The sequence below is a fragment of the Flavobacterium gillisiae genome (genome assembly GCF_900107635.1).
GTDB lineage: Bacteria > Bacteroidota > Bacteroidia > Flavobacteriales > Flavobacteriaceae > Flavobacterium > Flavobacterium gillisiae.
The window spans coordinates 149,937-168,938 of sequence record NZ_FNRD01000002.1 but is presented as its reverse complement, the minus strand read 5'-3'; the positions used below and the strand labels follow the sequence as shown (position 1 = coordinate 168,938).

The 19,002-nt window shown below is 34.5% G+C and carries 15 protein-coding genes; 7 read left to right on the top strand and 8 right to left on the bottom strand.

Annotation, left to right across the window (positions count from 1 at the left end; all coding sequences use genetic code 11):
- Nucleotides 1-37 precede the first annotated feature (37 nt).
- The 6 genes from BLV35_RS04230 to panC all read right to left on the bottom strand — a co-directional run bounded on the left by BLV35_RS04230 (nt 38) and on the right by panC (nt 6,847).
- A complete protein-coding gene (locus tag BLV35_RS04230) occupies nt 38-1,999 on the bottom strand; it encodes a transglycosylase domain-containing protein (protein WP_091085226.1) in 1,962 nt (653 codons plus the stop codon).
- A 202-nt stretch (nt 2,000-2,201) separates the two neighbouring features.
- Nucleotides 2,202-2,615 (bottom strand): hypothetical protein, encoded by a 414-nt coding sequence (locus tag BLV35_RS04225; protein ID WP_091085223.1) that lies wholly within the window; start codon nt 2,613-2,615, stop codon nt 2,202-2,204.
- 292 nt (nt 2,616-2,907) lie between these two features.
- A complete protein-coding gene (gene radA / locus BLV35_RS04220) occupies nt 2,908-4,269 on the bottom strand; it encodes a DNA repair protein RadA (RefSeq protein WP_091085221.1) in 1,362 nt (453 codons plus the stop codon).
- A complete protein-coding gene (locus tag BLV35_RS04215; protein ID WP_091085218.1) occupies nt 4,269-5,411 on the bottom strand; it encodes an alpha/beta hydrolase in 1,143 nt (380 codons plus the stop codon). The genes radA and BLV35_RS04215 overlap by 1 nt, the downstream gene beginning before the upstream one ends.
- A gap of 192 nt (nt 5,412-5,603) precedes the next feature.
- Nucleotides 5,604-5,954, bottom strand: coding sequence for an aspartate 1-decarboxylase (gene panD, locus BLV35_RS04210; RefSeq protein ID WP_091085215.1), 351 nt, complete (start codon nt 5,952-5,954; stop codon nt 5,604-5,606).
- A gap of 14 nt (nt 5,955-5,968) precedes the next feature.
- Entirely contained in the window at nt 5,969-6,847 is an 879-nt protein-coding gene (gene panC / locus BLV35_RS04205) for a pantoate--beta-alanine ligase (protein ID WP_091085213.1), read from the bottom strand.
- 78 nt (nt 6,848-6,925) lie between these two features.
- Between panC and BLV35_RS04200 the strand changes: the two genes are divergently transcribed.
- From BLV35_RS04200 to BLV35_RS04170, 7 genes are all read left to right on the top strand, one after another.
- Nucleotides 6,926-7,738: a glycogen/starch synthase gene (locus BLV35_RS04200; protein WP_091085210.1), complete on the top strand. Its 813-nt coding sequence runs from the start codon at nt 6,926-6,928 to the stop codon at nt 7,736-7,738.
- Between the two features lie 16 nt (nt 7,739-7,754).
- Nucleotides 7,755-9,317, top strand: coding sequence for a BamH family beta-barrel-assembly machinery protein (locus tag BLV35_RS04195; protein WP_091085204.1), 1,563 nt, complete (start codon nt 7,755-7,757; stop codon nt 9,315-9,317).
- Nucleotides 9,318-9,324: 7 nt separating this feature from the next.
- Complete coding sequence (gene glmS / locus BLV35_RS04190; protein ID WP_091085202.1) at nt 9,325-11,172, top strand: glutamine--fructose-6-phosphate transaminase (isomerizing); 1,848 nt, start codon at nt 9,325-9,327, stop codon at nt 11,170-11,172.
- A 296-nt stretch (nt 11,173-11,468) separates the two neighbouring features.
- A complete protein-coding gene (locus tag BLV35_RS04185) occupies nt 11,469-14,294 on the top strand; it encodes a TonB-dependent receptor (protein ID WP_091085199.1) in 2,826 nt (941 codons plus the stop codon).
- A 31-nt stretch (nt 14,295-14,325) separates the two neighbouring features.
- The gene (locus BLV35_RS04180) at nt 14,326-15,852 is read left to right on the top strand and encodes an SGNH/GDSL hydrolase family protein (protein WP_091085197.1); all 1,527 of its coding nucleotides are present in this window, start codon (nt 14,326-14,328) and stop codon (nt 15,850-15,852) included.
- Nucleotides 15,853-16,097: 245 nt separating this feature from the next.
- A complete protein-coding gene (gene atpD / locus BLV35_RS04175) occupies nt 16,098-17,609 on the top strand; it encodes a F0F1 ATP synthase subunit beta (protein ID WP_073204939.1) in 1,512 nt (503 codons plus the stop codon).
- A 78-nt stretch (nt 17,610-17,687) separates the two neighbouring features.
- The gene (locus BLV35_RS04170; protein ID WP_091085194.1) at nt 17,688-17,969 is read left to right on the top strand and encodes a FoF1 ATP synthase subunit delta/epsilon; all 282 of its coding nucleotides are present in this window, start codon (nt 17,688-17,690) and stop codon (nt 17,967-17,969) included.
- A gap of 301 nt (nt 17,970-18,270) precedes the next feature.
- Here the strand turns inward: BLV35_RS04170 and BLV35_RS04165 are convergent, their stop codons facing one another.
- Nucleotides 18,271-18,483, bottom strand: coding sequence for a helix-turn-helix domain-containing protein (locus BLV35_RS04165; RefSeq protein ID WP_091085192.1), 213 nt, complete (start codon nt 18,481-18,483; stop codon nt 18,271-18,273).
- 2 nt (nt 18,484-18,485) lie between these two features.
- The gene (locus BLV35_RS04160) at nt 18,486-18,959 is read right to left on the bottom strand and encodes a DUF2975 domain-containing protein (protein WP_091085189.1); all 474 of its coding nucleotides are present in this window, start codon (nt 18,957-18,959) and stop codon (nt 18,486-18,488) included.
- Nucleotides 18,960-19,002 lie beyond the last annotated feature (43 nt).

The window sequence follows — 19,002 nt, the reverse complement described above, 5'->3', positions numbered from 1 at the left end:
CGCTTATTGGGTTTTTGCTTTTAAAGTTTTTTAAATTTTAAAATTCAAATTCTTCATTCACTGACAGCGAATCAATCGGTATGGAATCTTGTACCTTTAATCGAAGGTATGATTTTGCTGCTCCTGAAATAAGTAGGGGCTGCGATTTGTAAATAGTATCATCAATACTTAGTAGCCCTCTTGTGGTCATTATGTTCGTTAAAAAGGATTCCTGTTTAGCAGCAAAATCTCTTAGTTTGCCTTGATCATTAAACTGATACATAAATTTTTTCGGGCTCGGTATAATTCGAGCCAGAAACAAGCATTCGTTGAAGGTTAATTCAGAAGGATTTTTCTGGAAATAGAAACGACTTGCTTCGCCTATTCCATAGACATTAGGTCCCCATTCTATAATATTAAAATAAACTTCAAGCATACGTTCTTTGCTTACGATGCGGTTGTTTTCTAGAATGTAAACTAGTAGAATTTCTTCCAGTTTTCTAGACACCGTTTTCTCTCGTGTAAGGAAAACATTTTTTATCAATTGCATGCTGATGGTGCTGGCACCGCGAGAGAATTTTTTGGTTTTTATGTTTTTGACGATAGACTGTTTGAACGCTTCATTTATAAATCCATGATGGGAGAAGAAAGAAGGGTCTTCGGTTGTTAAAACACATTTTCTTAAGTACGATGATATTTGGTCTGTCGGGGTGTAATTTGGATTGGCTGCACCTACTAAAATCGGTCGTTGCGGTACCTCTTTTATAATTGCTCTGTACACAAACTCTCCGTTCAGTTTGGTGAGGTTTGCTTCTCCGTATTTCGTTATTTTTAATTTTTCCTTTTTCAAATTGCTGTCAAAAACCAGTTGGTCAGGTTTGTTTTTGTTGAATTTAAAATCCAATTTATAATCGAAAGTGCCTTCGGCCTGCATTCCTTGAAAATTAGTAAACAAGCCATCAGGGAGAGAGGATATAAAATCCTGGGCTTTCATTTTAGGAATAGTCACTTTCAGCTTATAAATAGTATCGGCTTCGGTATCATAGGAGATGTAGGGACGGAATTTAACCTGATTGAATTGGGCTGTGGAACTGCTGTCTACTGATATAAAATTAGAGCCTAGCAAGAAACGATAGTCAAATCGTGCATTTTTAATTACAACATCTTTACTTGCTATTTTAGGGTGGTTTATTCTAAAGTTGGTGATTGAAGTGAAACCATCAATATGCAATTCACCACCGCTTTTATCAATGTTTTGGATGTTTAACCGAATCGAATCAAAGCTAGACTTTAGGTTATACCGTTCGTCAAAATACGGTACTTTGATGGCTCCGGTGTCTTTGTTGAAGATTCTAATATCTGCTTTTTTATTTCTTGGATCGGCAAAACCGCTAATTTTCCAACGTTGAGCAAAGGTATTAGTTTGGACATCTATGGAAGTTTCAAGCTCTTTATCAAAAAGCACCAATTTTTTAATATCGATAGTTGCTTTTTTACCATTATCATCTAGTTTAAATTTCAGATTTTCGACGCTCATATCCGTTGGAACCAAGTTTAATGCTTTCGAAATAATTCTGTATGCAAAAGCGGCATAATCTCTTTTATCATTAGTACTTGATTCCGCATTGTCTTTCTTGAGGAATGCGGCAAAATTTTTCACATTTCCTTTCTGTACAAGCTGTACCATTCCGTTTTTAATTTCCAAAGTGCCCAGTTGTACATCACCTAATAGCAAATGCCAGAAATTAATGCTGGTTTTCATTTTTTGTATGCTAAATAGTGTGTCTGCATTTTTAGGGGTCAAGGTAATTTCAGTCAAACTGATTCCTGAAAAGCCGTCGAAAGCTGCTTTTTTTATCGATAAATTGCTATTGTACTTTTGTTCAATTTTGGTCGAAGCTTTTTCAATTGCTTGTTGTAGAATAGAATCTCTAAAAACAAAAAAACCGATAGCGATTAGGAGTAGGAATGCCACAAACACTTTCAGGAGTAAAATTATCTTCTGTTTTCCGGTTTTCATAAATTGTAGGCTATTTTAAGAATCGATTGAGAAACAAATTTAAAAGAATATATGCTAATCTCTTTTTTAAACTGGAATAATTATGAAATAGGGCATAATTATTTATTTTGGTCATAAAAAAAACTACAATAATTGCGTATTGTAGTTTTCTAGTAGGATATTTTATGATTAAAATAATGCCAAATCTAAGTGGTAAATGACGTTATTTTTGATTGTAGAATTTTTTTACTTTGGCAATAATCTGGTTAGAGGTCATACTATCCGCCGTTTCAACTGACTTTAATTTACTAGCAATCGTCGATTTTTCACCATTGATTTTTTGTTGAAGTTTTGTTTTTGTTTCTGCAGGCCCAAAAATGTAAAGTTCATCAGATTCATTAACAGTGGATATGATGTCCTTAAAATAGCTGTTAATTTGATGCTTCTTTCTTTCGTCAAAGGATTTTTGAGAATCAATATGCTGACCGCCAAAAAAGCTTCCTTTGTCACCTTCTTTATCATGATATACTCTATTCTCAAGATCAGATTGGATTTCACTAACTGCTTCTTTTCCATCTTCGAGAGTTACAATGATTGCTTTTGTTGAGTCAATCCAAATACCTGTTTGCTTTTTCATCTTTTATACGTTTAATAATGTTATTAATTATAGTAGACAGTTCTAATTTTAATAGGAAAGTGATATTGAATGCGTAGTCTAAAATTGCTTTTAGATTGATGGTTTCGAATCAGTGATTTGTCAAAAGTCAACGCTATAGTAGCCTTTAAAAGGAAAAAAAGATTCGTTTTATAAAAATACGAAATTAATTAGCGATAGCATAAAAATTAACATGTAAATAACTAAAGATCATGTTAATAATATGCGCTGCTTTAACTGTATTGGATTTCTGGTTTGAAATTGCAATTAATTTTTATCCAAACAACATACTGGCTACATCTTCGATTTTTGCTACAAGTTGAATTTTTATTCCGGTATTTTTTAATGTGATTTTATTGTATTTGGATACGAAAATAGTCGAGAATCCCAGTTTTTCAGCTTCTTGAATACGTTGATCTACGCGGTTCACAGGACGAATTTCTCCTGATAGACCGACTTCGCCAGCAAAACAAAAATCTTTATTCACCGGAATGTCCTCATTGGAGGATAAAATGGCCGCTACGACCGCTAAATCAATAGCTGGGTCATCTACGCTGATTCCGCCGGTAATGTTTAGAAATACATCCTTGGCTCCTAAACGGAAACCAGCTCTTTTTTCCAGAACGGCCAAAATCATATTCAGTCTCTTGGCGTTGTAGCCCGTTGTGCTTCGCTGCGGTGTTCCGTAAACTGCAGTGCTGACTAATGATTGTATTTCAATCATTAATGGTCGCATACCTTCTAAGGTAGAGGCAATCGCTGTACCGGATAGTTCTTCGTCTTTATGCGAAATTAATATCTCGGATGGATTGGAGACTTCGCGTAGTCCGCTTCCCAGCATTTCATAAATTCCAATTTCAGCTGTCGAACCAAAACGATTTTTTAATGAGCGTAAAATGCGGTAGACGTGGTTGCGATCTCCTTCAAATTGTAAAACAGTATCAACCATGTGTTCCAATATTTTTGGTCCAGCAATGTTTCCGTCTTTGGTAATATGGCCAATCAGTATAACGGGAATGTTGGTTTCTTTGGCAAATTTGATTAGTTCAGCTGTTGTTTCTCGTATTTGAGAAATACTTCCTGCCGTGGATTCAATGTAGTCGGTGTGCAATGTTTGAATTGAATCAATAATTACAATTTCGGGGGCAATAGCTTCAATTTGCTTAAAGATATTTTGCGTTTTTGTTTCGGTAAGGATATAACAGTTGTCACTCGATGTTGTAATTCTTTCTGCTCTCATTTTTATTTGTTTTTGGCTTTCTTCGCCAGAAACATATAAAGTTTTGTACGGTAATTTTAGTGAAATTTGAAGCAACAATGTACTTTTTCCTATTCCGGGTTCGCCACCTAGTAATATGAGAGATCCAGGAACGATTCCTCCTCCAAGTACTCGGTTTAATTCCGAGTCATTAGTATCCATGCGGATTTCCTGTGTAGAATCGATTTCATTTATTTTTAAAGGCTTGGGTGCTTTACTTGTTATGGTTGTTTCACTTTTCCAGGCTACTTTTTCTTGTTTTTGGATAATTTCCTCGGCTATGGTATTCCATTCTTTGCAGGAGTTACACTGCCCTTGCCATTTTGCATATTGGGCGCCACAATTCTGACAGAAAAAAGAAGTTTTTACTTTCGACATTATTTTTTTTGTGTTAAACTTTTCATGCTGTCATATTTATCAAACATCATGTCTTTTGTTAAGTTACCAATCTCTTCTAGTTGAGATGCTTGTTGGTATTTATTAGCTGCTCTTTTTGCATCGCCCTTTTTCTCATACATTAAACCCAATTGATAGGAGGCTAACATTGATTTTGGGTAGTTTTTATCGGCAATTTCAGCTAATTTATCTAGTTCATTATAAGCGTTGTTTTTTAAAATAGCAGCTTCAATTGCTTTAAAATCATTTAGTCTGACCGGAATCTTTAGCCCTAATTTATTTGAGATTAAATCATATTTATTTGTCAGATAATCAACATACCCGCTTTGAAGGGTCACGATTTTTTCTGTAAATTCAGATGAAGAAATGGGTTTGTAGGAGTCAAAAATTTGATATAATGCGCTGGGAATCGAGTAAAGAACCAAAGAGTAATGTGAAGCATTTTGAAACTCATCATACTTATAATCAATATTTGAATTAGCAATGGTTTTTAGGTTTGCATCTAAATTTTTTATCGGCTCGCGAAGTTGTCTAATATCGCCGTCAGCTGACGATTGATAGTAGAATATGGCTTTTTTTGATTGCGCAAGTTTTTCCGGAATTCGAGATTCCATTTCTGGAGCAAATTCGGGGCTTAATGAGATATAGGCGTCAAAAAGAGGGTTGTCTTTGTAAAGAAAAAAATTCAAAAAACCGGCGGTAGTATCGTGACCTGCAATTATTTTAAACGGGGCAATGCGGTATTTTTTTTCAATATAGGGTAGTAATTCTCCGCCAATAAATTCAAAAAAGTCAGCTCCTTTTCCAGAAGGTAAGCCGTTGTCATTATTAAAGCGGCAATCCTCCATTCGGCTATTTCGTTGATTTATACCAATAACAATAGTTTCCGGTAAGTCATCCCAGTAGGTTCCATAATCTAGAGCTCCATAAAAAGGGTCGAATAAGTATTCGCCATCAAGTAAAATTAGTAAAGGGTATTTCTTAGTTGGATTTAGCTCATAGGTAGAAGGTAAACCCACGGTTATTTCTCGCGTTGTTCCTAATTTGTTTGAGGTAAATGATTCTGTAGTTTTTTGAGAAAACATAGAAAAAGTAAAGAATAGCAATACAAATAGCTGTTTCATGATTTAGAGGTGTTTAAAAAAAATTAATTTTATTCTAAATGGAGTAGCAATATAAGACTTTAATTACTTTAATAAAAAAATAGAATCCGTAAAATAGTTTCATGCTGAAAGGATGTTTCAGCATGAATATACAATAATAATACTGTTCAAAGTACAGTGGTAAATTGAAGAGAGGAATTGATTTTAAATGACTTAAGTTAGAGAGTTGTCGTTTTCATTTGGAAAAATAATCCAAGGCTTGAACGTTTTTGCTTCTTCAAACTCTAAGGTAGCGTAGGAGATAATAATGATAATGTCATCTTTTTGGACCTTTCTTGCCGCTGGACCATTGAGAGTTATTTCACCTGAATTACGCTCTCCTTTTATGGCGTAGGTTTCAAAGCGTTCGCCGTTGTTGATGTTTACAATGGAAACTTTTTCGCCTTCAATAATATTTGAGGCGTCTAACAGGTTTTCATCTATAGTAATACTACCGATATAATTTAAATCGGCTCCGGTTACTTTTACTCGATGAATTTTTGATTTTAATACTTGAATTTGCATGCTACAAAAGTAAATTAATTTAATGAAATGGTGTCAATCAATCTTATGTTATTAATGGTAACTGCTATGAAAGCGCGGTAGTTTTTATTGTCACTTTTTCTTAAACAAGGTGTAAGTGTTGTTTCATCTGCAATTTGAAAATACTCTAAGTCAAAAGAAGGGTTTTTGTCGAATGATTTTTCTACCCATTTTGTTACGTCAGTCGCGCTATTTGTTTTGAATTTTTCTTTTGCGAGATTTAAAGTTGTGAAAATTATAGATGCGTCTGATCGCTCTTGCTCTGTCAATCGCTCATTTCTAGAGCTCATGGCGAGACCATTTGATTCTCTGTAAATATCGCAGCCAATTACGTTGACCTTCAGCTTATTTTTCGAGACCATTTTTTTTACAATTTGCAATTGTTGGAAATCTTTTTCTCCAAAATAAGCATTTGTAGGGGTTACAATTTCGAAAAGACGTTTTACGATCGTTCCTACGCCGTCAAAGTGACCGGGTCTGAATTTTCCTTCCATTTGATTTTCTAATCCATCAAAATCGAAAGCCTGGGACAGTACTTTTCCTTCGTAAATATCGTCAACTGCAGGAGCGTATAAAACGATATCAGTGTTTAATCCTCTTATTTTTTCTATATCTGCTTCTAATGTTCTTGGGTATTTTAATAAGTCCTCAGGATTGTTAAATTGCGTCGGATTTACAAAAATACTAACCACAGTAGTGTCGTTTTCTGCCAGTGACTGTTGCATTAAGGAAAGATGTCCTTGATGTAATGCACCCATTGTGGGAACGAAACCAATGGTAGAATTTTGAGTCTTAATAGATTTCAAATAGTCTATCAAAGCTGCTTTTCCATAGAAAATAGGCATGGGTATTTTGTTTAAATTTAGTGCAAACATAATATATTAGTTAATAACTGCATAAATTTTTGTAATTTTGCGTGGTTTTTATTACCAATAAATTTAGCAAATTACAATATGAAAGATAAGAGGATATTATATGTATCATCTGAAGTGGTGCCTTACCTGGCTGAGAATGAGGTGTCTTTAATGTCATATGACGTACCAAAGATGATTAATGATCAAGGTGGGCAAATCAGAATTTTTATGCCGAGATATGGGAATATTAATGAGAGAAGACACCAGTTACATGAGGTAATTAGGCTTTCAGGGATGAATTTAGTTGTGAATGACTTGGATATGCCTTTGATAATTAAGGTGGCTAGTATACCTAAAGAAAGGATACAAGTGTACTTTATTGACAATGATGAATACTTTAAAAGGAAAGCGACATTTGCTGATGAAGAAGGAGTAATGTATGCTGATAATGATGAGCGTGCTATTTTCTTTGCAAAAGGAGTAGTTGAGACAGTTAAAAAACTGAATTGGGTTCCGGATATTATTCATGTTCATGGCTGGATGGCAGCAATGTTACCAATTTATATGAAGCATTATTATAAAAATGAAGCTTTGTTTTCTGACACGAAAATTGTAACATCGGTTTACAGTCAGTCGTTTGAAGGAACTTTAGATGCGGAAATGATTAATAAAATAAAGCTTGACGGGGTTCCTTTAGATGCAATTGCTGATTTAGAAAACCCAGATTATGAGAGTATTATCAAAGCAACAATTAAGCATTCTGATGCTGTTATTATTGCTTCGGAGAGTCTGTCTCCAAGTTTAACAAAATTTATAGAATCTTCAGGAAAACCTTTTTTACCTTTCGTCCCTAAAGATGAATTCGCGGAAGCGTATACCAATTTTTATAAAGACGAGGTTCTATCAATTTAAACTTTTATTATCGAATATGTACAATAATTCTTTTTTTAAGAAAATTCTATTAGTTGCGTGTGTTGTTTTTCTTTATTCTTGTGATAAAGATTATAATTCAATTGGAGATGGTCTGATAGGAGACAATCATTTTGATTTTGTAAAATACACATCAAGTGTTGTGTCTTATAATCAAAAAGTAGGGCCCATACAATCAAATAATCTTAACGTAAATTCATTAGGGATTTATGATAATTCTGCTTTTGGGACAACCACAGCAAATTTTGCAACGCAAATAGTTTTAGAGTCTGTTAATCCAACGATCGGTATTAATCCAGTAATTGAAAGTGTTGTTTTAACAGTTCCATATTTCAGTACCTTAGTATCTACGGATGCTAATGGAGATGGAACGTATAAGTTGGATTCAATTCAAGGTCCTTCAGATGCTAAAATTATGTTGAGTGTTTATGAGTCTGGTTATTTTATGAGGGATCTTGATCCTGCTGCCAGTTTTCAGGAAGCTCAAAAATATTACACGAATCAAAATTCAGATTTCAATAATGCTAAGATTGGTAACCGTTTGAATAATTCTTCGGATGCAAGTCAGAATGATGCTTTTTTCTTTAGTAATGTGCAATATAAAACTACAGTAACTACAGATGGAAAAGATGTAATTACTCGCGTCGCTCCTGGAATGCGTTTGGATTTGAATACGAGTTATTTTAAAACTAAAATAATTGATGCTTCAGCTTCAGGGAAGTTGGCTACTAATGATATTTTTAAAGATTATTTTAGAGGATTGTACTTTAAAGTAGAAAAATCAGGAAGTAGTTCTTCTAATATGGCTTTGTTAGACTTTAAAAAGGGTAAGATTACTATTAAGTATAAAGAAAACACATCTGATACTGATGCTACGAGAATTGATAAGTCTATTGTACTTAACCTTACGGGAAACACGGTTAGTTTATTAGACCAAAGTAATATCAATACTTCTTATGCTAATGCGACAAATACAGCAAACATTAATACAACTGTTGGAGATTCAAAATTATATCTAAAAGGTGGTGAAGGTTCTATGGCAATTTTAGAGCTTTTTAATACAAATGAACTAAAGACAATTAGAGAAAGCGGATGGTTAATAAATGAAGCTAGTCTTGTTTTTCATGTGGATGCAACGGCTTTAGGAACTGCATCTAAGCCTAACCGTATTTATCTTTATGATTTAAATAATAATCGTCCAATTGTAGATTATTATAATGATGGAAGTGCTGGAACAAATGAAAAAAACGGAAAAATTGTTTTTGGTGGTCTTTTAAATACTGTTAAAACAGAAGACAATACTTATAAAGTAAGAATTACAAATCATATTAGGAATTTAATTAAAAATGCTGATTCTACTAATGTTAAATTAGGCGTAGTAATCACGGAAGATATAAATACTATAACTTCATCTAAGTTAAAAGCTACAAACGGTGTTATTTCTCAATTCCCTAAAGCTTCTGTTATGAGTCCGTTAGGTACAGTTTTTTACGGTAGTACTGCAGCGGTTGCTGATGACAAAAGATTGAAACTTGAAATTTTTTATACAAAACCTAATTAGATAAAGTATGTGTGGAATTGTTGGATATATAGGTCATAGAGAAGCTTATCCTATAGTAATAAAAGGATTAAAAAGACTTGAGTACAGAGGGTATGATAGTGCAGGTGTTATGATATATGATGGCGATGCCATTAAATTATGTAAGACAAAAGGTAAGGTTGTCGATCTTGAAGAACGAGCTTCAAAAGAAATCACGACTAATGGAACAATAGGTATTGGACATACTCGTTGGGCAACACATGGTGTTCCTAATGATGTAAATTCACATCCTCACCTTTCTAATTCTGGGGATTTAGTAATAATTCACAATGGAATTATTGAAAATTACGCTCCTTTAAAAGTAGAATTAATTAAAAGGGGGTATGTTTTCCATTCTGATACAGATACTGAAGTGCTTGTGAATCTTATTGAAGAAGTTCAAAAGAATGAAAATATTAAATTAGGAAAAGCAGTTCAAATTGCCCTTAATCAAGTGGTAGGAGCGTACGCGATTGCTGTTTTTGATAAAAAAAACCCAAATGAAATTGTTGCGGCGCGCTTAGGTAGTCCGTTGGCAATTGGTATTGGGGAAGGAGAATATTTTATTGCTTCAGATGCATCTCCGTTTATAGAATATACCTCAAATGCGGTGTATTTAGAGGACGGTGAAATGGCTGTTATTAGATTACATAAAAAGATGAAAGTAAGAAAAATCAAAGATGATTCTTTGGTTGATCCTTATATTCAAGAACTTCAAATGAATTTGGAGCAAATTGAAAAAGGAGGTTATGATCACTTTATGTTGAAAGAGATATACGAACAACCTAGTGTAATAAAAGATACCTACAGAGGAAGACTTCATGCTAATGAAGGGATAATTCAAATGGCTGGAGTTGAGGACAATTTAGAAAAGTTCTTAAATGCAGATAGAATTATTATTGTTGCTTGTGGTACATCATGGCATGCAGGATTAGTTGCTGAGTATATTTTTGAAGAATTTGCAAGGATATCTGTAGAAGTGGAATACGCTTCAGAATTTAGATACAGAAACCCAATAATAAACAGTAATGATGTAGTAATTGCGATATCACAATCTGGAGAAACGGCTGATACAATGGCTGCTATTAAATTAGCAAAAGAGAATGGAGCTTTTGTTTTTGGAGTTTGTAATGTAGTAGGTTCTTCTATTTCGAGAGAGACTCATGCAGGTGCTTATACACACGCTGGGCCAGAAATAGGTGTTGCATCTACTAAAGCTTTTACGACTCAAATTACTGTGTTAACGATGATCGCTTTGCGTTTGGCTAAAGCCAAAGGGACATTGTCTCTTTCGGACTTTCATATGTATTTACAAGAATTAGAATTAATACCTGAGAAAGTAAGAGAAGCTTTGGAAACTAATGATCGTGCCAAAGAAATTGCGGCTACTTTTAAAGATGCGCCTAATTGCTTGTATTTAGGACGTGGTTATAATTTTCCAGTTGCACTAGAAGGAGCTTTAAAGCTTAAAGAGATATCTTATATTCATGCTGAAGGTTATCCTGCTGCAGAAATGAAGCACGGTCCAATTGCTTTGATTGATGAGCAAATGCCTGTAGTGGTTATTGCTCCAAAGCAAGGTCATTATGATAAGATTGTAAGTAATATACAGGAAATTAAATCGAGAAGCGGAAGGATTATTGCTGTAGTGACTAAGGGCGATACTCAAGTTAGGGAATTAGCAGATTATGTTATTGAAATCCCTGAAACTTCAGATGCGTTGTCTCCATTAATCACAACAATACCATTACAACTTTTATCGTACCATATAGCGGTAATGAGAGAGTGTAATGTGGATCAGCCGAGGAATTTGGCGAAATCAGTAACGGTAGAATAAGGAATTCAATAAATTCATACAAAAAAAAGCAAGATGTAAATCTTGCTTTTTTTTTGTTTAAAATATTTAAAAAGCTCAATTTTTATGATAAATGCATTTTTTTAACAAATTTTATATGTATGCATAGTATTTTGATGAATTTGAACTAAAATTTTAATTTTAATTGATAAAATAGCAATGTTGAAAATGTTAAAACCGCTTTAAAAAGCTAACAATAATGGAAAATTTTTAACGTTTTTTTATTAATATTAAAAATAATTGTACTTTGGTCATCTAAATCAATAAAATTCAACCAAATGAAAATGTATTTACTTTTTTTGTCATTGTTTTTTTGCAGCTTAAGTTTTGCTCAAAATTCGATTTCAGGTACCGTTACTGACAGTGATGCTCAATCAGTTATTGGAGCTAACATTAAAATCGTTGGAGAAAGCGCCGGCACGGTTACTGACGGTGAAGGGAAATTTACTTTAACGTCCTCGAGTCAATTGCCTTATGTAATTGAGATTTCAAGTGTTGGGTTTATTTCGACTAAAGTTACTATTACGACAAAAAACCAAAAGGTAAATGTCACTTTAAAAGATGAGGCGAACTTACTTAATGAGATTGTGGTGTCGGCTTCAAGAACTCCCGAAAGAGTTTTAGAGTCTCCAGTTACTATCGAAAGAATGGGAGTTGCTGATATTAAAAAGTCAGCATCTGCTACTTTTTATGACGGATTGGAAAATTTAAAAGAAGTGCAGATGAATACAAGTAGTTTGTCTTTCAAGTCTATCAACACTCGTGGTTTTGCAACTGTTGCAAATACGCGTTTCATGCAGTTGGTTGACGGAATGGATAACTCTTCTCCTTTGTTGAACTTTGTGCTTGGAAATATGATCGGGGTGTCAGAAATAGACGTTCAAAGTGTTGAGTTGCTTCCAGGAGCATCTTCTGCTTTATACGGTGCAAATGCATTTAATGGTATTTTGTTTATGAATAGCAAGAGCCCATTTACAAGTCCAGGAATTACTGCTTACGCAAAATTTGGACAAACAAGCCAAAAAGCAGCTGGTTCAAACGACTATGTTGATTACGGAATTAGAATGGCACATGCATTTAGTTCAAAGCTAGCTGCAAAAGCTAACTTTACCTATATGCGTGGTACGGACTGGTATGCTACAAATTATGATGACAAGACTGTTGCGGGAAGAGATAGAAGTCATGTAAATTATGATGGTATCAATGTTTATGGTGATGAGGTTACTACAAATATAAAAGGAGTTGCTGCGGGACTTTTGGGTGCGGGAGCTATTACTCAGGCTCAATATGCAGCTTTTAATAATATCCTTCCTAACTATAATGTAAGTAGAACAGGGTATAATGAAACGGATCTAACGGATAATAAAGCTAGTAATACTAAGATTGACTTCTCTGTTCATTATAGACCGTTTGGAAGCGAAAATTTAGAAGTTATTTGGCAAAGTAAATTTGGTTATGGTAATGCAGTTTATCAAGGTGCGAATAGGTATTACTTGAATAACTTTTTTATGCAACAACATAAATTAGAGATTAAAGGGAAAAACTTCTTTGTAAGAGGATATACTACTACAGAAGATGGTGGAAACTCTTATGACATGCTTTTTACTGGTATTAATATTAATAGAGTGTGGAAAGATGACAAAACCTGGTTTGGTCAGTATGCAGCAACGTATGCTGGTGCTACTTTGAATGGGGCAACACCTGAAAACGCACATATTGCAGCGAGAAATGTAGCAGATACAGGTAGGTTATTGCCTGGTAGTGCTGGATTTAAATCGGCTTTTAGTCAAGTGACTAATGAAGCTAGTGTGCTTTCAGGGTCTAAATTGGTTGATAATTCTAAAATCTACCATTCAGATGCTAATTATAATTTTAAAGATCTTATCAAATTTGCTGAAATTCAAGTAGGGGGTTCTTACAGAGAGTATCAGTTGAATTCTCATGGAAGAATATATACGGATAAAGATGGGCCAATTTATTATAACGAATATGGTGTTTATACGCAGTTGACAAAAAAATTCATAGACGACAGATTAAAATTTACAGGATCTATGCGTTATGATAAAGCACAAAATTTTGACGGGAATGTTTCTCCAAGAGTATCTTTAGTATATTCTGGTGGTGAAAGTAGAAGACATAATTTTAGAGCGTCATTTCAAACGGGCTTTAGAAATCCATCTACTCAAGATCAATACATCGGTTTTAACGTAGGTAGCGCAATTTTATTAGGATCAGCTCCGGATAACTTAACGAGATATAGCGAAGTGCTACCGGTTTCGACAGTTACAGGACAAGCTTTTGCTGGTGGTTCATCTGTTACGATTAATGGATTGAATGCTTATAATAATTCATATACAGCATCATCAGTAGCTGCATTTTCAGCATCTGGTAATCCTGCATTGTTAAGAAAAACTAATATTGATTATGTTAAACCAGAACAGGTAAAAGCTTTTGAACTAGGGTATCGTTCATTTATATCAGGTTTTTCAGTAGATGTTAATGGATATTATAATATTTACAATGACTTTATTGGGAATCTTAATGTGGTTGCACCTTTATACGGTACTACTCAAGATGCGCCAAGTGCTACTCCAGGTACAGACCCTGGATTTCAATCGGTACACGCGCTTTCAACTAGTAATTTTAGAGCTTTTCAATTGTACACAAATACTAAAGTTGAGATTGAATCTCTTGGTTTTGGTTTAGGTTTGTCTAGAAAAGTATACAAAGATTTTGAAGTAGGTGTTAATTATAATTTTGCTGAGTTTAAATATGATCAAGCAAAAGACCCAAGTTTTGAGGCTGGTTTTAACACTCCTAAGCACAAAGTAAAAGCGTCTTTCGGAAACGAAAAATTATTTAAAAACTTTGGTTTTAATGTAAGTGGAAGATATAGTAGTGCATACTTATGGCAATCTACTATGGTAGATGGTATAATCGATGCTGCTACTGTAATTGATGCTCAAATCAATTATGAACTTCCTAAATTAAAATCAACACTTAAGTTAGGGGCTTCGAATATAGGTGGTAAAGAATATGCGCAAGTATTAGGTGCTGGATTGATAGGGCAACAATATTTTGCTTCTTGGACAATTAACCCGTAATACTTATAAAATTTTTAAAAAACATACAACCATGATAAAAAATTTCAAATGGCTACTATTGGTTTCTTTAACCTTCGTAGCGTGTAATAGTGATGACGCCGTAATGGTAGATTCTAATTCATCTGACGGATTGCCTTTAACAGCTGGGACTGCTAATTTTTCAAAATATGTTGCATTAGGGAATTCATTGACCGCTGGTTATTCTGATGGGGCCTTGTTTATTGAAGGTCAAAAAGCGTCATATACAAATATAATTGCTACGCAATTTAAAGCAGTTGGCGGCGGGGATTTTAAAATTCCGTTTATGTCAGACAATATAGGTGGATTTAAAATTAATGGAACTGTTTTCGCTGGGGCAAGAATGGCTTCGACAGGTGGTGGAGCTCCAACTGCAGTCGCAGGAACTCCTACAACAGAGATTTTAACTTCAATAGTTTCGGGAGGTCCTTACAATAATTGTGGTGTTCCGGGTGCGAAAAGTTTTCATTTGCTGTCACCGAGTTACGGTAGTGCAGCAGGTATTTCTTTAGGAACAGCTAATCCGTATTATGTTCGTTTTGCTCCAAATGGTACTACTTCCGTTTTGGCTTATGCAATGTCTCAAGCGCCAACTTTCTTTTCACTTTGGATAGGAAACAATGATGTCTTGGGTTATGCAGTTAGTGGTGGAGATGGAACAAATCCAATTACACCTTCTGCAGGTCCTGCAGGTGCAGGTTTTGATGCTACTTATGATGCTTTGATAAATACATTGACCTCTGGAGGGGCTAAAGGAGCTGTTGCAAATCTTCCTTACGTAACTACAACTCCATTTTTCACGTACGTCGCGACAAATCCAGTTCCGTTAGCTGCGGCGCAAATTGCGTCATTAAACCCTTTATTTGGGGCAATGAACAGTATGTTAGCTTCAGTTTCACAGCCTGCTCGTTTCCAAACATTAACTGTAAGTTCTGCAAATCCACTTTTAATTGCTGATAAAACCTTAAGTTATGATGCTACGGCCTTATTTACTGCTGCTTTTCAAGGCGCTCCATTTAATTATCCAGCAGCAACTGCTGGGTTTTTAGGAAACCTTTATGGTAAAGCGCGTCACGCTAGTAATGCGCCAGCAACGAGAGATTATGTGTTGTTATCTGCGGCTGGTACAATTGGGACGACTCAGGCAGGATTTCCAGCAAATAATAGTACAATTGGGGTAACCTATCCAATGGCGGACAAAGGAATTTTAACAGCGACTGAGGCGGCTTTGGTAAAAACAGCTACAGACGCTTATAATGCAAAAATCAAAGCGGTTGCAACGGCTAAAGGATTAGCTTTTGTTGATATTAATGCTTTAATGACACAAGTAGCAGGTCCTGGATTTTCGGCTAATGGATTTACAGTAACATCTGCGTTCATTACAGGTGGTGGATTTTCTACAGATGGGGTGCATCCTTCTCCAAGAGGCTACGCAATGATTGCAAATAAATTTACTCAAGCAATTAATACGACCTATGGTTCAAATCTAAAAGGAGTTGATCTGGGAAATTATAGAATATTATTTCCTAAAGCTCTTTAAAGTTTAAAGTTAAGTTATATAAAACCATCCCTAAACGGGGATGGTTTTGAGTTTTTACCCTTTTCATTTTCATGTTTGTCATTTGAAAATGGGATATTTACAAAAGGCTATGTTTTTTATCAAAAAAAATATTGATTTTTTATTTTAAAAAATTATCTTTGCACCCTGAGAAAAGGGTCTAATCGATATGTTTCGGTTAGTTCTATTTCATAAACCTAAATAGCTATTTAATAAATACATAAGTAATGTCAAAAGTAATAGGAAAAGTTGCCCAAATCATTGGCCCAGTAGTTGATGTAGTTTTCAACGGTAAAGATGTTGAACTTCCAAAAATTTATGATTCATTAGAAATCACAAAAAAAGACGGTACTTTATTAGTACTTGAAGTGCAATCTCACATTGGTGAAAACACAGTTCGTACCATTTCGATGGACTCAACAGATGGTTTGAGTAGAGGTTATGAAGTAGTTGGAACAGGGAATCCTATCCAAATGCCGATTGGAGCTGATGTTTACGGTCGTTTATTCAACGTAATTGGAGATGCAATCGATGGTCTAGGAAACTTGCCAAAAACAGGAGAAAACGGAATGTCAATTCACCGTCAAGCTCCTAAATTCGAGGATTTATCAACTTCATCTGAAGTTTTATTCACAGGTATTAAAGTAATCGATTTAATTGAGCCTTACTCAAAAGGTGGTAAAATTGGATTGTTCGGTGGTGCAGGTGTTGGTAAAACAGTATTGATCCAAGAGTTGATTAACAATATCGCAAAAGGTCACGGTGGACTTTCAGTATTCGCAGGAGTAGGAGAAAGAACACGTGAAGGAAATGACTTACTTCGTGAGATGTTAGAGTCAGGAATTATAAAATACGGTGATGAATTCATGCACTCTATGGAAAATGGAGGATGGGATTTATCTAAAGTGGATATGCCAGGAATGAGAGAGTCTAAAGCTACTTTCGTTTTCGGTCAAATGAATGAGCCACCGGGAGCTCGTGCTCGTGTAGCGCTTTCTGGATTATCTATTGCTGAATATTTCCGTGATGGAGCAGGAACTGATCAAGGTAAAGATGTATTATTCTTCGTAGATAACATTTTCCGTTTTACACAAGCAGGTTCTGAGGTTTCGGCACTTTTAGGTCGTATGCCATCTGCAGTAGGGTACCAACCAACATTAGCTACAGAAATGGGAGCGATGCAAGAACGTATCACATCTACAAACAAAGGTTCTATTACATCTGTACAAGCGGTTTACGTACCTGCAGATGATTTAACAGATCCAGCACCAGCAACAACGTTTGCTCACCTTGATGCAACTACAGTATTGTCTCGTAAGATTGCTGAGCTAGGTATTTATCCTGCGGTTGACCCGTTAGATTCTACTTCTCGTATCTTAACACCACAAATTCTTGGTGATGAGCATTATGACTGTGCACAAAGAGTAAAAGAGATTCTTCAAAAATACAAACAATTGCAAGATATTATTGCGATTTTAGGTATGGAAGAATTATCTGAAGAAGATAAATTAGCGGTTTCTAGAGCACGTCGTGTTCAACGTTTCTTATCTCAACCATTCCACGTTGCAGAGCAATTTACAGGTTTAAAAGGAGTTTTAGTTGATATCAAAGACACTATTAAAGGATTTAATATGATTATCGATGGTGAATTAGATCACTTACCGGAATCAGCATTTAACCTTAAAGGTACAATTGAAGAAGCTATCGAGGCTGGAGAAAAAATGTTGGCGGAAGCTTAAAAAATAGTTTAGGGTTTAAAGTTTAAGGTTCAATTGCAACCTTAAACTTTAAACTTTTAAACCTTTAACTATAAAAATATGTTATTAGAAATAGTATCACCGGAAGCATCATTATTCAAAGGAGAAATAACTTCAATATCTGTACCTGGTGTTGATGGAAGTTTCCAAATTTTAAATAATCACGCGCCAATAGTTTCGTTACTACAAAAAGGAACGGTTAGTATTACCGCTCCAAGTTTAGAGTTTAGTAAGGAAGGGGCTGCTTTGTTTACGAAAGTAGATGATCAGAATTACACTTTACTTATTTCTTCTGGAACGTTAGAAATGAAAGACAATAAAGTAATTGTTTTAGTAGACTAAGACAATCCTAAATAAATTAGGAAAGCCAAACAGTGATGTTTGGCTTTTTTTTGGTTTATATATTGATTAAAAGGGCTAAGTTCTTTATGAGGGCACTGAAAAAATCTTTCTTTTTAAAAAGTTATTAAAAAATCGATCAAATAAGGGTTTGATTTGATTTAATCTCTATTTTTTACTCAAATTTGATTTTCTGATAGCTCAAGGTTTTTAGAACAAGAGAAAAGATAAACACTACTGTTTATGCTCTTTTTTGGTTTTTACTATTTCTAGTCTTGAAGGGACTTTTTCAGTGCCCTCTTCTTTATTGGGTCTCTTTTATATATTCTATAATATCGCCAGGTTGGCAGTCTAGAATTTCACAGATAGCCTCTAAAGTTGAAAATCGTATGGCTTTTGCTTTGCCAGTTTTCAAGATCGAGAGATTAGCTGTAGTAATACCCATTTGTTCCGCTAATTCATTGGATCTCATTTTTCGTTTGGCGAGCATTATGTCTAAGTTGATGATAATAGGCATAGCTATATTGTTAGATTGTTTTCGCTCTCTATGATATTTCCCTTTTTGATCACATCTGAAAAGGCTAATAAGCCAACGCCTATGGCTATTAGTAATAAATACATTATAATATCTGATAATAGATCTCTTTCTGTTGATTGTCTCATACCTACTAAGCTAATAACTATACCTAGAATACTTATAGTTAGCAATAGGTATCCGCTTCTTTTTAACCTTACTGAGCTTTTTAAATTAAAGTAACCGTTTTTTATAAATGCTTGTAGACCTTTTTGGATGTTAAATACGGCAATTATTACCACAGCTATTCTTAGTAGCATAATATATGGACTATAATTTCCAAAAACTGAACCTTTATATAGTAAAGTTAGTGCTTCGTTAGACATGTTATAGCGTAAACATTGATCTACTGGGATTGCTAATATTAATATTGCTATAAAGATTTTTAATATCCAGTTTAAAATAATAATTTTTTTCATTTTCTTTTTTAAATAATAAGGTTTGTAAACTTTATGTCGATGA

Coding starts and splice junctions, on each gene's coding strand:
- glmS (WP_091085202.1), top strand. CDS start 9,325: ATGTGTGGAATTGTTGGATATATAGGTCATAGAGAAGCTTATCCTATA.
- BLV35_RS04200 (WP_091085210.1), top strand. CDS start 6,926: ATGAAAGATAAGAGGATATTATATGTATCATCTGAAGTGGTGCCTTAC.
- BLV35_RS04185 (WP_091085199.1), top strand. CDS start 11,469: ATGAAAATGTATTTACTTTTTTTGTCATTGTTTTTTTGCAGCTTAAGT.
- BLV35_RS04165 (WP_091085192.1), bottom strand. CDS start 18,483: ATGCCTATTATCATCAACTTAGACATAATGCTCGCCAAACGAAAAATG.
- BLV35_RS04195 (WP_091085204.1), top strand. CDS start 7,755: ATGTACAATAATTCTTTTTTTAAGAAAATTCTATTAGTTGCGTGTGTT.
- BLV35_RS04180 (WP_091085197.1), top strand. CDS start 14,326: ATGATAAAAAATTTCAAATGGCTACTATTGGTTTCTTTAACCTTCGTA.
- BLV35_RS04160 (WP_091085189.1), bottom strand. CDS start 18,959: ATGAAAAAAATTATTATTTTAAACTGGATATTAAAAATCTTTATAGCA.
- BLV35_RS04215 (WP_091085218.1), bottom strand. CDS start 5,411: ATGAAACAGCTATTTGTATTGCTATTCTTTACTTTTTCTATGTTTTCT.
- panD (WP_091085215.1), bottom strand. CDS start 5,954: ATGCAAATTCAAGTATTAAAATCAAAAATTCATCGAGTAAAAGTAACC.
- panC (WP_091085213.1), bottom strand. CDS start 6,847: ATGTTTGCACTAAATTTAAACAAAATACCCATGCCTATTTTCTATGGA.
- BLV35_RS04225 (WP_091085223.1), bottom strand. CDS start 2,615: ATGAAAAAGCAAACAGGTATTTGGATTGACTCAACAAAAGCAATCATT.
- BLV35_RS04230 (WP_091085226.1), bottom strand. CDS start 1,999: ATGAAAACCGGAAAACAGAAGATAATTTTACTCCTGAAAGTGTTTGTG.
- atpD (WP_073204939.1), top strand. CDS start 16,098: ATGTCAAAAGTAATAGGAAAAGTTGCCCAAATCATTGGCCCAGTAGTT.
- radA (WP_091085221.1), bottom strand. CDS start 4,269: ATGTCGAAAGTAAAAACTTCTTTTTTCTGTCAGAATTGTGGCGCCCAA.
- BLV35_RS04170 (WP_091085194.1), top strand. CDS start 17,688: ATGTTATTAGAAATAGTATCACCGGAAGCATCATTATTCAAAGGAGAA.